Origin of the sequence: Bacillus sp. CGMCC 1.16607 (assembly GCF_042683745.1) — a bacterium.
Taxonomy (GTDB): Bacteria; Bacillota; Bacilli; order Bacillales; family Cytobacillaceae; genus Pseudoneobacillus.
This window is the reverse complement of sequence record NZ_JBHUJX010000013.1, coordinates 17,589-32,660: the sequence shown is the minus strand read 5'-3', so window position 1 is coordinate 32,660 and position 15,072 is coordinate 17,589. Positions and strand designations below refer to the sequence as shown.

The window sequence follows — 15,072 nt, the reverse complement described above, 5'->3', positions numbered from 1 at the left end:
TTTTCTTTAAAAGGCTCAAGTAATACGCTTTTCAATATTGCGCATATATATAGATGTACTATCAGTTATATAAGGATCCCAAATGCAGCTTGTGGCGTTTAAAACGAAAGAATTTTACAACGATAAGACTCTTAAGAAATATCTTATGAGACATTCGAAGGCCTGATTTCACTGTTAAGTGACAAAAGCTGTAATACGATAAAGTTATTTAAAATTTGCGAATTATTCTGTTCAACAATCGGGCAACGTTATTGGGCTTGACTTTTAGAGGAAATTGGATACCTATGATCCAGTGTAGAATAGAATGTGAAATTTGGTACTTAAACTAATGCGAAAAGGTTTAGTTAAACAAGTCAGGGGAGAAAGAAAGTTGTTGCTTCTATTCAAATCGTACTTGCTATCATTCTTTTGACAATATTCGTTTCATGTTCTAAAAACATAGAACGGAGGGATGTAGAGATTACTCCTTAACTCAAAATTAATTTAATAGAAAGAACAAAGGTATTTAATTATAGATGTTGAAAACTGTAGTTTCCGTAGAAGTTAATAATATTTATTACACTGCGTTATACACGAAAGAATTAAAAATAATATTGAAAACCTCGCACTATCTTGAGTCAAGGATAAGTGCTTTTTTATTTTTAGTGCTAGATTGTCAAAAGACTAAACCACCTCAGGGCAAAAAGAATAATTCAAATTTTTCTATTTTTTGTAGAAAAGTGTAAAAAAAGTAAAAATCCGAGAGGGAAAATGTTACTATTAAATGGAAGTATTCTAAGGGGGTTTTTTTCATGAACCTATTTTTTTTAGAGCAGGAAATAAATTCCTTGCGTTTATACTTATATGAGTTAGCAAAAAATGCAGATAGTTACTCTCAAGGAGAGATATTAAACGTAAGCCAACAATTAGATCAAAAAGTGCTACTTTATCAAAAATGTTTGATGGAAAAATTGGAAAATAAATATGTCGGTAGCAAGTGATAAAATAGCAGTTAAATAATTAGCCAAATCTTCACAATTTACTTTTTGTAACTCTAAAATTAACTAGGATAACTAGCCTATTTTCTATATAATTTTTTATATAGATTTTTTTATATTAAAAAGGTGGTATGTTCTTTGGGGAAAATTGTAGTTACTGGGTATGGTGTCAAAGCACCAAAAACAAATAATATTGAACAATTTTTATCCAATTTAAGAAAAGGGGTCTGCTGCTTAGAAAGTGTTAACCACCTTTCACCAAATGGTGAGGAAACGATAATTGGACGTATAAACGGAAGTGTACAAGAGCTGGAGACTGATAAGCGTTTTAAGAGATATCCAAGGGTTACGCTTCTAGGTATGACTGCAGGAAAAGAAGCATTAGATAAAGCTTATTTACCGAATATTTCTGATAAAAGAGTTGGAGTGTTTATTGGAACTTCATTAGGAGCAATGGGAGAAATGGCGTTTCAGGAATCGATTATGCAGATCCATCAAGATAAATATAGAGAAATTCCTATTAATTTTTCTCATATTGTCAATTATCATAGTATTACATCAGGAATTGCTCATTTTTTAGGAGCAAAAGGAATAACAAAAACCATAACCACGGGCTGTACTTCTAGTTTAGAAGCAATTCAAGATGCCATGGTTTATTTAACATGTGGTGCGATTGATATGGCGATTGTTGGTGGTACAGATAGTCTAGTCGATAAAATGGCTACCTACGGATTTGCTAAAACAAAAGCAATCGCACTTAATCAAACATTAACAGATGGTGCTATACCATTTAGTCAACGTAGTTCTGGTTTCGCTATTTCGGAAGGTTCAGGTGTTGTAATTCTCGAAAGAGAAGAAAGTGCCTTGAAGAGAAATGTGCCCATCTTAGGTGAAATTGAAAATATTGTTTCAAATAATGATGGGGTTTCTATCTATACAATAGATAATACGGGTGAACAGATGCTAAATGCTTTAAATGAGGTAATTAGAGGTAGGAAACCTGACTATATAAATAGCCAGGCATTAGGGATTAATACTAATGATCGTATAGAGGAACGCTGTTCTAAAGAATTATTTAATCATGAGGTTCCATACTCTTCGATCAAAAGTATGATCGGAAACCCTTATGGAGCGATAGGAATATTACAGGTAATATCCTCTTTATTAAGTATAAATTATGGATTTATTCCTCCAACGATACGAACAAGTAAAGCAGGTTTTGAAGAGATGAATATTGTTCAAGAAACTAATTTCCAAGAGGTGAACGAAGTCGCCGTTACCAATCATGGGCATGGAGGAAATAATGCATGTGCATATATAAAAAGATATCATTAGAGTGGGGATCAGAAGAGTGATTATCGCATTTTTAATTGCTATTATTGGGATAATTCCGATCGTATTAGCAATTTCAGTACTAAAAATATATAAAGGTTCGGAATTAGGCTATGCCTTGCTTCTCTATATGCTTTCCATCGGCTTTTGGCAACTAGATATTGCCTCATTATATTTAAAAGAAATACTTCCTGAAAATGTTATTCTATGGTTTTTCAGGATTTTTAGGGCTGGACCTACCTTTATGATTCCTTTGGTTTTTTACTTATCTTATGTATCTATTAAGAAACATTCAATAAATATAAAAAATAAATTTTATAATCGATTTCTATTATCCATCTTTAATCGGAAATTATTGATATTACTAACCATTTGGAGCACTTTTGTCTATTTTATTAATATGACCAATCTAGGAGTTGCAGGTTTAAGGGAAGTCAAGATAATAAACACAGATACCTATTCCTATTTCCCTGAATATGGGCAACTTCAATTTTTGTACATCTATCATACAAGCAGCTTTATCATATTTGTTTTGTTTACATATTTGATTTCTAGGAATATCCAAAATCAATACTTAAAAGATTTTCTAGGTACGTTTTCATTTTGTTCATTTTTACTTTTCTTATCAGGGTTATTAAACTTCATTCCTAAAACAGGGACATTATTCAGTAGCTTAGGTGTTATCATTTTTTCAGTCATTATCATCTTTTCATTTGTAAGAATGAACACAGTCATGGCGGTAAACTACAATCGTTTAATGGAGCGTCAGAAGAAACTAGATTATTCAGGGAATCTTACTGCAAGCTTAGTTCATGAAGTAAAAAATAATGTACAAATAATTAATGGCTATTCCAAATTATTAAATGAGTCAACCACAATATCTTCACAAGATCAAAAAATGAATGAGATGATCCAACTCGCTTCGCAACAATTAGTTGAGTTAACCCAAAATTATTCAAAGTATATAAATGATCAACCGATTGATTTTATGATGGAAGATATAAATGTAGTTATCGAACAAGCAATCAAAATTACAAATGAAATGGCCAAAAAAAAATCAGTGGAGATTAGCTTTGATCGAAAATATAGAACACTAAAAGCGTTTGTAAATCAAACGAATTTAAAACAAGCATTTGTTAACTTGATAAAAAATAGTATTGAAGCATTTCCTGAAGAAGTACTTACAAGAAGTATCATGATTACTACTGATATCCTAGCAGATAAAATTTTCATTACTATTATAGATACAGGAACGGGAATACCAACAGAAAATTGGGAAGGTATTTTTGACCCATTCACTACATCTAAAAAAGATGGGTTAGGATTAGGATTACCATTTGTCAAGAAAGTCATTTTTGAACATCGTGGAGATATTAATATTGTGGAAAGCAGTCAAAGAGGTACCAAGTTTCAAATCACATTACCACAATATTCTTTTAGTGATATTCATATTTAATAATATGTACCTACACTACATAGGTAGTATTTTATATGACAATAAGCAGGCTGCTTTTAAATAGCGGTTTTTTGTTGTCATTATTACTTTTAAGGTGGCAATACAATGCCAATGGGAACAGCTGTATTAGGAGAAGTTATGTATTTTGGCGAGATGGCGCCAGCTATCCGTGAAATGCATAACGATTGTTAGAAGTTGTCATTGTGAAAAAAAAACAAGGAGTTGTTTTAGCAAGTGGTTAACCAACATAACCAATTTAGGAGAAATTATAAATGGATTGCATGTTGATAAAAGTAACTCAAGATAGGTATTTAGTTAATGGAATTGAATCGTTAAGAGATAGGGAACTTCTTCGCCTTCTTTTATGTCTGGAATGAAGAGCCATTCGGTTGAAGAGTGGATTAACGAGATCCTTATTCTAAAAAATGAGTATGGTTTAAAGCGGATAACCAAAGAGAATCTTATGTCCAATGTAAAGGGATTAGCTCAAAGAGAATCAGAACTGCTTTTAGCATTTCTTGAATTGTGTAAGAAAACTTATTCTGATGTACCTTCTGTAGGATGGGGTATTAAGTCACCATAAGATGGAGCAAATATTAGGAGTGGAATGGAGAAATCAATTCCGAGAACATTCCTTTTATGTAGGTTATCCTTCTATTTCTCCTTGTGAACCAATGATTGATGGATTAATATGGTTTACCGATAAATAAAAAACTTGGTGTATGAATCTATAATCAGACTTCTCAAGAAATAGTTGTCAATAATGACATCGAATTTGGTTGGAGTCCCTTTGTTATAAAAAGTGTAGCACCTCCTAATGAGCCAGTGCATATTCAATCTGCTGATTTTCGAAATCACCTAGTTTGGTATGTGGATGAAAATGGATATGGTCAATATGGTGTAATTCAAAAGAATGGACAAGTTTGGTTACCCCATCAAAAACCTCATATATAATTTATTCATAGTTACTAGTAACTCAGAATAAAGGTTTTTAAAAGATGGTCTTTAAGGGATAGTTATTTTAAGAATTATATTGTAGTTGAAGTTAGAAAAATTATGTCATTTATGATGAACATTATAAAAAATCGCTTTATTTTTCCATAAGAAAAGCATTTCTAAATGAAATGCTAATCAATTAAATAATTTTCTAATTGCTGGAACCAATTCATTAAAATTTGGCTTAATGATAAAATCTTTTGCTCCAGATTGTAAGGCTTCAAATATAAACCTTTGTTGTCCCATTGCTGAACAAATAATTACTTTAGCTTCTGGATCAAATTCTATAATACTTTTTAAGGCATCAATACCATTTAAATTAGGCATTGTTAAGTCAAGTAGAACAAAGTCTGGTGATTTTTCTTTGTATAAAGAAACAGCATATGCGCCATCAGAGGCTTCAATGAACAATTTGTAGCCTTCGTAAAATAAGATATTTTTTATCAAATTTCTTAGGAACCTTGAGTCATCGGCAATAAGAACGGTTTTGCTCATTTATAACACCTTTCACTAAATATTAAGGCAAATTAGGAAAGGGAATATTCTAGATGTAGTTTTGAAATTTATGCAACCCGGCTACCATAACAAAAATAGTTTTAGGCCCGTGGCTTTGCGTCTTTTACTTTCGTAAAATTTGCCCTTATTAGATGTTATCACACATTTTGTTGTAATAGAGGAAAATTTGTCGAATTATTAAACTGAATTAACAGATGAATCACTTGGTCTCATAGGGAACTCGAAATGCAAAATAATCAGATCAGTAAGTTTTTGCCTTGGAAAAAAGTTAAGAGAAATAGATATTCTTACATTTGTTTAAAACTCCTTTAACAGTTATTCCTAAAACCATGTAATACAAGAAAGAGTAATAATATTCCCATTTTATATAGTAAACCAAGTTTAATAAATGACTAATCGGTTCTCCTATAAAGGAAAAGACTAAAGCCATTATCACTAATGCTATTATATATGGTTTCCAGTTCCAGAAAAACTGATATAAAAGCATGTATGTTACTCCTACCATAAAAATATCAAACGGTAATGATCTAGGAGTAAGGGGTATGAATTGCACTGGATATACCCAAAATTTAAGATCTATACCAATAGAATCTAAAGTAGAAGTTGGAATGATTACTAAACACCATACTAATAAAAACTCTAACATCCTTTTTCGGTCAACTACTAATAGCCAGATAGTGAATGGAATTACGATGAATGCAACTAATATCCACCAGTTCCAGGTGAATAATTCATTATTAAGCCAATGTTTAATATCTTGCTTAACTATTTCATTATGATTGTCTATAGTCTTCAGAGCGGTCTTTAAATTCTCATTCATAAAAAGAAATCATCATCCTTTCCATTGTCTAATATATTTAGATAAATTATTGCCTAATTTGTAAATGGAGATGTAAAAAATAAATTCGCAGAACAAGACCTAATGAATCATAAGATTGATTAAGTTTACTAGGCGGTGAGATTAATATGAGTCATAACTTTTACATCACACCCATTGAATATGCAGAAGTTAGAAATGTATGGAGTGGACCCACACAATTTAGAAAGACGGATCAGACTTCTTGACTGGAAGAAAGCAATAGCAATTTCCTCTCCGTTAAAAAGAAAACCGATCGCAAAGCAAGGCAATTGCAGCAGAAAACGGAATTAAATACCAGATATTCTTGAGTCGGATAAATATTTATGGAATGTCTGAGGAAGAGGCAGCCACTAAGCCTTTGCAGAACAGAAAACTAGCTGCTGAGAGGGAATCGGATAGTAACCGTGTCATCCTGAAAGATTGGCTAAAGATAGATATTGACAGCGGAATAAATTATCACACTTTTCGTGAAAGGTTAAAAAAATGAGTCCAGAGGAAGCTGCCACAAAGAAAAATGTCCAGGACATAGATAGGTCCTAAAGGTGCCTAAAGCTATCATAAGAAATACGGAAGAAATCATGAATTGGTATTTAAAAAGGCTTAATACACAAAATAGTAAGTAAGAATTAAAAAAAGGCCAGGAAACATCTGCCTGGCTAAATTAAGAATAACTTTTTAAGTTTTGCTGTAATGCTTTATTCTGAGAAATTATTACTGAACTAAATATAGTAGTTGCAATCAAACTTAATAAAGAAAAGAAAATCAGTACAGCAAATTTATTTTCCATCAATAAACCTCCATAAAATTTATATGGTTATTATTCCATTTTTTAAAAATTCGATTCACAGAAGCGAGCAAAGTATCAAGGTTAGGACTTTGCTAGTTGTCTGTGAGTTAAATACCTTGCTTGGATTAATATTACTTTCAAAATGATTTAAGTAATACGTTAAGCTAAAGTAACCCGTACTGAAAATTTAAAAAAGAGGATGATACCGACTTTTATAACTTAAGCGAATAGCTTCATTGTCTAAATATAGCTAAACGTCATTCAAGGATTTGATTAGCTAGTTTAATCATATCTTTTTTATGTTGATTTTTTGGAATAGTATCATTCTTGTAGTGAATTAAATATGAAATACCATTGCTGTAGAATTTTAACAAGTTTTGGTTGTAATATCCTTGAATCTCGTTATTTAAGCTAATTTTATCAGCTTCATCATCACCCATTTCCAAAAATTCACCATTAAAAGCGGATATTCCCAGAATAATCTTATCCTTTTTATTTTTTGAATTGGTACTGAATTCAATCCTTACTTTTTTATTGTCTTGAAAGTTAGTCGTAATGGTAGGCGGTTGAAAAGGTTTTGCATCAAAAGGTAAATTCTTAGGTAATGTCATTTTAAAAGGTATTGCTTCTAGTCCAACCTTAACAGACGGTGCTTTATAGGAACTGGGAATATGATTTTCTTGTTCTTCTGCTACATCTTGCATTTCGACTTTACTTAACTTTGATGTATCCAGGATTCCGTTTTTAGTGTTTTGGCAACCCACTAAAAAAAGTAAAATAATTACTGAAAATGAAAATAACTTTCTCATGAAAATCTCCCCTTATAATCGTTTCGATTATTTGTCGATTACCAATATGATAAGTTTCATAGTTAGTTTGACTTTAATAAGTTATTTCAAAAAGCGTCTAAATGGAAAGAAAGTGTTCTAAACTAACCAACTTTACTTGTTAATATATTGAAAAATAGACGGCAAACAGAAGCCTTATAACCCAAATAACCCAAAAATAGAAATTAATCGTAAGACAATGCTAATTAACCAAATAAAAATAAAAAAATACCGTTCTGAAAGAAATTGCACCGTTTTACCCCTTGAATATATTTTTAAAAGGGTTTTTTAGGTAGTTTAAAGGAACTATATAAAAAAATAAGTTGTTCCGTTAAAGGGCCATTTTTTGTGGAAAAAGCAGGATTTGTTCATAAATTTCGATCATTATTAATGCTAGGTTATTATTTCTACTACCTGTAAGGTGAAAAAAGAGTAATGACTTTAACTAATAACTATTCAATCAAATTATTTTTTAATTTCGTCGGAATTTGTGAAAAAATAAAATGTGTTACAGTGTTTGCGATTGGATTTAATTCATCAATGAATCTTTCTGCTTTTGCGAATGTATCAAACTGCAATTTAAGCATATAGCACGCACTTCCTGCGATTCTGTAACAGAATTCTATGTTTGGTAGTTTTTCAATGTAATTTTTAAAAGATTTATAGTCACCATTTTTTACAGTTACTTCAATTATGCATTGGATTGGTAAACCTAATTTTTCATAATCAACTTCTAAAGTATACTTCTTTATAACTCCAAATGATTCCATTTGTCTTACCCTTTCCGTAACCGATGGAGAGGACAGATTTATTCTTCTCCCAAGCTCGCTCATTGATAAACGGCTGTTATTATGTAGTTCATCTAAAATTAATTTATCAATATCATCTATTTTCATTTTTAAAGTATATCCTCCTATTATGTTAATTTTAAAAAGAGTTTATCTGATAATCGTTTCCAATTTAATGTGTTTTAGCTATTTTATTTTATATAATTTATTCGTTAATAAATATAACAAGGAGGAACTTATATGGCAAGAATTGTGGAATCTATGTTAGGAGAAACACCTTTTCAACGACTATTGGGGCATAATAATGATGTAATGGAAGGATGGAATCAGTTAGGGGCTGTGTTAGGAAATAGCGGATTATTATCATCTGAATTAAAGGAACAGGTGAGGAGAACATTAGCTCACGGTAACGGATGTGAGTATTGTAAGGCCAAAGGAAGACCAGATCCAGATAAGTTTAATGAAAAAACATCTATTGCAGTAGGATTTGCAGAAGTTTTTTTAAAACAAAAGGGTGATATAGCTGATTCAACTTTTGATATTTTGAGAGAATATTTCACTGAAGCGGAGATAAGTGAATTTTGTGCATTTATCACATTTACGACTGCTTCACAATATTTTGGTGCTATGATGAAAATAGAACCTGAAAAATAAACACAATCCTTATTCAGCAATCCGGCGCAATTCTGCAGCAAGAATTGTGCTCTTTATTTATGTTAAAGAGCAATTTAATTGAAAAACACTTTATAGAAAATTGGATGTGTACGATGATAGGTCTTAGAAAAGATTGTGAAGTTTTGTACTTAAAGTAACATGGAGGTTAGAAAAATAAAGGGGCTAACTAATGATAATATCTATAGTCAACCCTTTTAGTATTAGCTATGTTAAATTTTAATGTTTAATTGTCAATTTATTCAAACAATAGAATAGCCGATTTTTTATATTCATGACTAAGAATACTCATAACAATCACGTCATGATATTGCTTATTGAAAAATAAACCATCTCTTTTAATACCCTCTTGTTTAAATCCAATTTTTTCGTAAGATTTTATGGCTCTAGGATTATAGTCATAAACCGTTAAGAATATCCGATGGAGATTTAATGTACAAAAGCAATAATCTAACAATAGTTTCATAGCTTCTGTTCCATAACCTTTTCCTAAGTATTGTTCTTCGCCTATTTTTATACCTACTTCAGCACTTCGATTATTTCGGTCAATAGAAACTAAATTGACATCTCCAATCGGTTTATTAGTTTCTTGGTCGCAAATGATTAAATCCACTCTGGAATGAATGTTTGCTGATTTTTCAATGAAATCTTCAATTCGTTTTCGAACGATTATTTCTACAGTACCTGTAAAATAGCGTACTGTTGGGTTGTTAAATAACGCAAATAAGAAATCAACGTCCTCATACTCCAAAGGTCTTAAAAATACTTTTTCACCGATTAGTAATTTAATAGTCTTATCCATGATATTCTCCTTTAATATCTAATTAGATGATCAACTAATTTAATGTATATCTAATTACAAATTATAACATTAGGGTAATTTAGTCAATTAATAAAATTATTATTTTTTTTACTTGAACTAACAGAATGCATTACTCGAACAACGGTAATGCTTCTTTCTTATTGAAGTAACAGGGGAGGTTAATTGATGAACGATTGTGGAAAATTTCAAAAAGAACGCATTTTTTCAGATAACAAATAGGGTGCTTATGTTATGAACATGCAATGAATCTACACCTATTAGACTAACTGAATGTATAAAGCAGTATATCGTGAAATGATATACTGCTCTTTTAAAAAAATAATCATAGAAAATAAAATTGTGAATAAATGGACATAAAGTAATGGGTCATGGGTTGAAGATGGAATTCCGGCAGGCAGCTCTCTTTTTCGTTGATCAACTAACTGTGCAGGATAGTTCAAGAAGGAAAAGTAAAAATATTTGGTTGAAATATATATAAAAGTTCCATTTTTTCCTTATTGTTTATCAATAATAATTTTTAAATGTTGACAAAAGGAAAGAAGGAAAATTAATATATTATAAACTGAATGGTCGATTTATTTTTGTGAAAAGGGGGAGTAAATGACATGAATTATTTTATAAGAGATGCGAAAATTGAAGATATTAGTGAAATACAAAATGTGGCTATGATTACTTGGAATTACACATATGAAGGGATAATACCTTATGAAATACAAGAACAATTTCTAAATTTTGCATATTCAATTAAATCTATGGAGCAACGAATAAGAAATTCTATTTTATTAGTAGGAGAATTAAACGGTAAAATCATTGGGTTTGCCAATTTTTATTTTATAAATGTAAACAAAGATGCTGAATTAGGTGCTATTTATATTTATCCTGAATGGCATGGAAAAGGATTAGGAACAGAGTTGTTAAGAGAAGGTCTCAATCGATTGGTAACACCTAAAAGAATATTTATAAATGTTGAACATAAAAATGAAATCGGAAAAAATTATTATGTAGCCAAAGGATTTAAAAAAATAAAAGAGTTTGAGGAATTTATTGGGAATAACAGTTTGAAAATGGTTAGAATGGTATTGGAAATAGAATGAATTAAAGAATTTAATAATTAATTTGGTTGTTTTCGTTTTCAATAGGGGGGAGGTCTTTCATGTTAAACTAAAGAGTGCAATTGTTCTATTACAATTCATTTGTAGAAGTCCAAATTATGCAAGGTTTATACAAAACTGAGTGTATTTGGACTTTTTTCCGTGTGTAAATGTATTTAAGGAAGAGGGTTAATTCAAATAAGGATAGAAACTTTATTCCCATTAAATCGTAATAAATTTTAATGAGATTATCAAAGGTGGATGGGGATTATGTCTGAGGAAGAAAGAGAATGATTGAAGGCAAAAGAACTTCGGAAAAATCCTGTCGGTGCCCTGAACAATGCTTGGGCTAGAGCTTATACTGGAGCTCCAAGTAGTGCCTGTTTAGTTAATATTATTTCTGTTTTAATCGTAGTTATAAATAATTTTGAAGAAAAATTAAAAGTATTTACTAATGCAGTTAGTGGAGAACTTGCAAGTGAAGAAGATTTCGTCATAGCGAATACGGGAATCCCTACTGGTACATTTAATGTATTGCTATCGAAATCTCCAATTATCAAAAATGCTGTGAAGATTAGACAAGAAATGACTAATCTAACGGTTAAAAAGCATCCCTTTTGTGTTTGGATGGACGCTCAATATGTCAGTAATGACTGGAAAAAGCTTATGCAAGAATATGATTTAGTGGAAGCAGAACGTAATGTTATGATGAAACTTGATATTACATTGAATGTTGGTCAATATTCTCAACAGATGATGATTACTCAAGTGAGAAGTAATGAAGAACTCCTGAAGTATGAGGAGGTTTTTCTTAGTCTATTTGAAGGTACACAAGAAAAATTAGCGTTAGAAAGTTACTTTAATCAATTTTCATATGAACAATTAAGTTCAGCAGTAAAAATGTTTATTGGCTGCATAGATGAAGTGCCTGTATCTACTGGCTTATTAATCGAAAGTAAAGATAGTTATGGTATATATGATGTGATGACAAAAGCAACATATAGAGGTAAAGGATATGGTAGTGAAATGTTTCATTACCTTCTAAACCAAACAAAGGATAAAGAAAAGCCAGTTGTATTACAGGCTTCAGATGATGGAAAAAATATCTATAAACGATTTGGTTTTATAGATATCGGAGAAATGGTTGTATTCGAATAAGATTTTTTCTTATTAAGCTAACGGGTGTGTTAGTGGAACAAATGAGGTTGTAGCGGCAACCTCCTTTTTTTGTATAACAAACGGAGCAGGAAGAAAAATTGTGGGTTAATTTACCAAAAGTAATTTATTCGTAGCTTATATATAATTGACATTGTACAAAAATGAATTGATATTGGTGGATATAGAATTGGTGTTAGAATTACTAGAAAAATATTAACATAAACATTAAATACGCATTGCTAGGTGATTAAATTGGAAACACAGAAAAATACTACCAAAACGTTACCCTTTCGCTTAAATATATTATTTTTAATCGTTTTTTTTGGTTTTAGCACCTTAGTCATAAATTTAGGTATTCTTCAAATCGGTAAAGGCGAAGACTTTAGAAAAGAAATAAGTAGAACTGAAAATCATATTGTTCGTAAACCTGTACCGAGAGGGAAAATATATGATCGATATGGGAGAATCGTTGTTGATAATGATGGGAAAAATGCGATTTCGTATACTAGGGCACAAGATACAGAACAAGAGGAAATATTAGATGTGGCAAAAAATCTGTCAAAATTAATTAAAGTAAAAACAGATAAACTAACGGAAAGAGACTTGAAGGACTTTTGGATTCTGACTAGACCAGGTGAGGCGGAGTCTAAATTAACAAAGGCCGAGCTTTCAAATAAGAAGCTTTCTAGCGGTGATCTTTATCAACTTCAGCTAAAAAGAATTGATATGCTTGACCTTTCTTTAATATCAAATAAAGAGAAGCAAGTTGCGGCTATTTACCGAGAAATGGCAAAGGGATATGCATTGACATCTATGATTGTCAAAAATGATAATGTGGAAATAGAAGAGATCGCTCGTGTTAGCGAGAATTTGGAAAATCTACCAGGTGTAGATGTATTTACAGACTGGAATAGGATCTACCCAAACGGTGATACATTCCGCTCTATTTTAGGCAATTTAAGTACCGATGAAGAAGGCTTACCAGCTGATTTTTTAGATTATTATTTATCGAGAGACTACAGCCGCAATGATCGAGTCGGCAAAAGCCAAATTGAGTTCCAATATGAAGAAGTATTAAGTGGTCTAAAAGAAAAGACACAATATGAAATAGGTAAATCAGGTAAGATAGAACAAACAAAAGTGATTTCAGAAGGTCAAAGAGGAAAGGATTTAGTTCTGACCATTGACCTAGAATTACAAAAAAAAGTAGAAGAAATCCTTGAAAAACAATTAGTAACAGGTAAACAAAACGGCGGCGGACCATTTTTAGATAGAGCTTTTGTAGTAATGACCAATCCTAAAACAGGGGAAGTCCTATCGATGTCTGGTAAAAAATTAACGTTTAGGAATGGTAAATATGAAGTGGACGATTATGCATTAGGTACCTTTACATCCTCCTATGAAATGGGTTCCGCTGTAAAAGGGGCTACCATATTAACAGGCTTCCAAACGGGTGTTATCCAGCCTAACACTTATTTATTGGATGAACCTATTCAACTGGCAGGTACTCCAGTTAAGAAATCCTGGCGTACGTTGGGGCGAATTAATGATTTAGAAGCTTTAAAACGTTCATCCAATGCTTATATGTTTAAAACTGCCATTCGTTCCTTAGGTTCTGAATATTACCATTTAATGAAATTATCTCTTAATTACGATGCCTTTGACACCTATCGCTATTATTTTAATCAGTTCGGCTTAGGGATTAGTACTGGAATAGATCTTCCAAATGAAGCAGCAGGACTACCTGGTCAGAATAACCCTAGTTTCCTACTAGATTTTACCATTGGGCAGTATGATACGTATACTCCAATGCAGCTAGCTCAATATGTATCCACGATTGCCAACGATGGGTACCGTGTGAAGCTGCAATTGGTTAAAGAAATAAGGGAACCTAATTTGGATGGTGTTTTAGGGAAAATTCAGCACTCCTTTGAACCTGTGATATTGAACCGAGTAGATATGAAGGATGAGTATGTCAAAAGAGTTCAAGAAGGATTCAGACAGGTCTTTCAAGAGAACGGCGGAACTGCCACTTCGTACTTTGACTATAAGCCATATTCTGATTACAATCTAGCTGGTAAGACAGGGACAGCAGAATCCTTTTACTATGATTCTGAGAAGAAAAAATTATATGTTGATGAGCCAACCTTTAACCTAACATTAGTAGGCTATGCACCATTCGATAATCCGGAAGTCGCATTTTCAATCGTTGTACCATACGTAAAATCGGATGAGCATCCAATTAATAAATTAATTGGACAAGATATTATTAAGGCATACTTTGAATTGAAGGAGCAGCACCCGTAGAAATAGAATGAATAGCACAAAAGGTCGACCAGAAGTTCTGGTTGGCCCTTTTTACATCAACAGATATTAGTTGTAAAAATTATCTATTCATCCATTTAACCAAGCTCTTTCGATACCATGATAATTTTTGAGTTGATTTATTTGTACTTATAACTACATCAAATCATTAAAACTTCGTTTAATGATTTGATGTTTTTCTAATCCTATTGTATGGAAATAAAACTATTAATCTAAATATCTAAGTGTGTCTAACCAAAACAATGTTAGGATTAGAAGAAACACCAAACCAATGCATCCTCTCTATGTGCACCCAATATTTATCAGTCTACCTAGCATAAATTTTGTTTCTTCTTTAAGTTTCTGAATATATATAGCTCGTCCATAACGTCCCTTCTATTAATGCAACATCTAAAAGTTAACAAAAAAATAAAAAGCAAATAATCTTCTTAAAAAGGGTGCCTTTAGTCATTCTTGCATTATTGT

13 protein-coding genes and 1 riboswitch are annotated in these 15,072 nt (G+C 31.6%); of the genes, 7 read left to right on the top strand and 6 right to left on the bottom strand.

What is annotated here, in order from left to right:
- Positions 1–791: 791 nt before the first annotated feature.
- From ACFSO7_RS09125 to ACFSO7_RS09115, 3 genes are all read left to right on the top strand, one after another.
- Positions 792–980 carry an aspartyl-phosphate phosphatase Spo0E family protein gene (locus tag ACFSO7_RS09125; protein WP_377877000.1) on the top strand — a complete coding sequence of 63 codons (189 nt, stop codon included), beginning with the start codon at positions 792–794 and terminating at the stop codon, positions 978–980.
- 135 nt (positions 981–1,115) lie between these two features.
- Positions 1,116–2,312, top strand: coding sequence for a beta-ketoacyl synthase N-terminal-like domain-containing protein (locus tag ACFSO7_RS09120; protein ID WP_377876999.1), 1,197 nt, complete (start codon positions 1,116–1,118; stop codon positions 2,310–2,312).
- A gap of 16 nt (positions 2,313–2,328) precedes the next feature.
- On the top strand, positions 2,329–3,765 hold the full coding sequence (locus tag ACFSO7_RS09115) for a sensor histidine kinase (protein WP_377876998.1): 1,437 nt from the start codon (positions 2,329–2,331) through the stop codon (positions 3,763–3,765).
- Between the two features lie 1,131 nt (positions 3,766–4,896).
- Here ACFSO7_RS09115 and ACFSO7_RS09110 read toward each other — a convergent pair.
- The 5 genes from ACFSO7_RS09110 to ACFSO7_RS09090 all read right to left on the bottom strand — a co-directional run bounded on the left by ACFSO7_RS09110 (position 4,897) and on the right by ACFSO7_RS09090 (position 8,646).
- Entirely contained in the window at positions 4,897–5,256 is a 360-nt protein-coding gene (locus ACFSO7_RS09110; RefSeq protein ID WP_377876997.1) for a response regulator, read from the bottom strand.
- Positions 5,257–5,324: 68 nt separating this feature from the next.
- Positions 5,325–5,410, bottom strand: a riboswitch (cyclic di-GMP riboswitch).
- 135 nt (positions 5,411–5,545) lie between these two features.
- The gene (locus tag ACFSO7_RS09105; protein WP_377876996.1) at positions 5,546–6,097 is read right to left on the bottom strand and encodes a CBO0543 family protein; all 552 of its coding nucleotides are present in this window, start codon (positions 6,095–6,097) and stop codon (positions 5,546–5,548) included.
- A 700-nt stretch (positions 6,098–6,797) separates the two neighbouring features.
- Entirely contained in the window at positions 6,798–6,923 is a 126-nt protein-coding gene (locus ACFSO7_RS09100) for a hypothetical protein (RefSeq protein ID WP_377876995.1), read from the bottom strand.
- 257 nt (positions 6,924–7,180) lie between these two features.
- The gene (locus tag ACFSO7_RS09095; protein WP_377876994.1) at positions 7,181–7,732 is read right to left on the bottom strand and encodes a hypothetical protein; all 552 of its coding nucleotides are present in this window, start codon (positions 7,730–7,732) and stop codon (positions 7,181–7,183) included.
- Positions 7,733–8,202: 470 nt separating this feature from the next.
- Entirely contained in the window at positions 8,203–8,646 is a 444-nt protein-coding gene (locus ACFSO7_RS09090) for an Lrp/AsnC family transcriptional regulator (RefSeq protein ID WP_377876993.1), read from the bottom strand.
- Between the two features lie 132 nt (positions 8,647–8,778).
- Here ACFSO7_RS09090 and ACFSO7_RS09085 point away from each other — a divergent pair, with 132 nt between their 5' ends.
- Positions 8,779–9,192 (top strand): carboxymuconolactone decarboxylase family protein, encoded by a 414-nt coding sequence (locus ACFSO7_RS09085; RefSeq protein WP_377876992.1) that lies wholly within the window; start codon positions 8,779–8,781, stop codon positions 9,190–9,192.
- Between the two features lie 256 nt (positions 9,193–9,448).
- Here the strand turns inward: ACFSO7_RS09085 and ACFSO7_RS09080 are convergent, their stop codons facing one another.
- Positions 9,449–10,012 (bottom strand): GNAT family N-acetyltransferase, encoded by a 564-nt coding sequence (locus tag ACFSO7_RS09080; protein WP_377876991.1) that lies wholly within the window; start codon positions 10,010–10,012, stop codon positions 9,449–9,451.
- Between the two features lie 626 nt (positions 10,013–10,638).
- On the opposite strand from ACFSO7_RS09080, the gene ACFSO7_RS09075 reads away from it, so the two are divergent.
- From ACFSO7_RS09075 to ACFSO7_RS09065, 3 genes are all read left to right on the top strand, one after another.
- The gene (locus ACFSO7_RS09075) at positions 10,639–11,127 is read left to right on the top strand and encodes a GNAT family N-acetyltransferase (protein ID WP_377876990.1); all 489 of its coding nucleotides are present in this window, start codon (positions 10,639–10,641) and stop codon (positions 11,125–11,127) included.
- Between the two features lie 390 nt (positions 11,128–11,517).
- The gene (locus ACFSO7_RS09070) at positions 11,518–12,282 is read left to right on the top strand and encodes a GNAT family N-acetyltransferase (protein ID WP_377877053.1); all 765 of its coding nucleotides are present in this window, start codon (positions 11,518–11,520) and stop codon (positions 12,280–12,282) included.
- 243 nt (positions 12,283–12,525) lie between these two features.
- Complete coding sequence (locus tag ACFSO7_RS09065) at positions 12,526–14,589, top strand: peptidoglycan D,D-transpeptidase FtsI family protein (RefSeq protein ID WP_377876989.1); 2,064 nt, start codon at positions 12,526–12,528, stop codon at positions 14,587–14,589.
- The last annotated feature ends 483 nt before the right edge of the window (positions 14,590–15,072 follow it).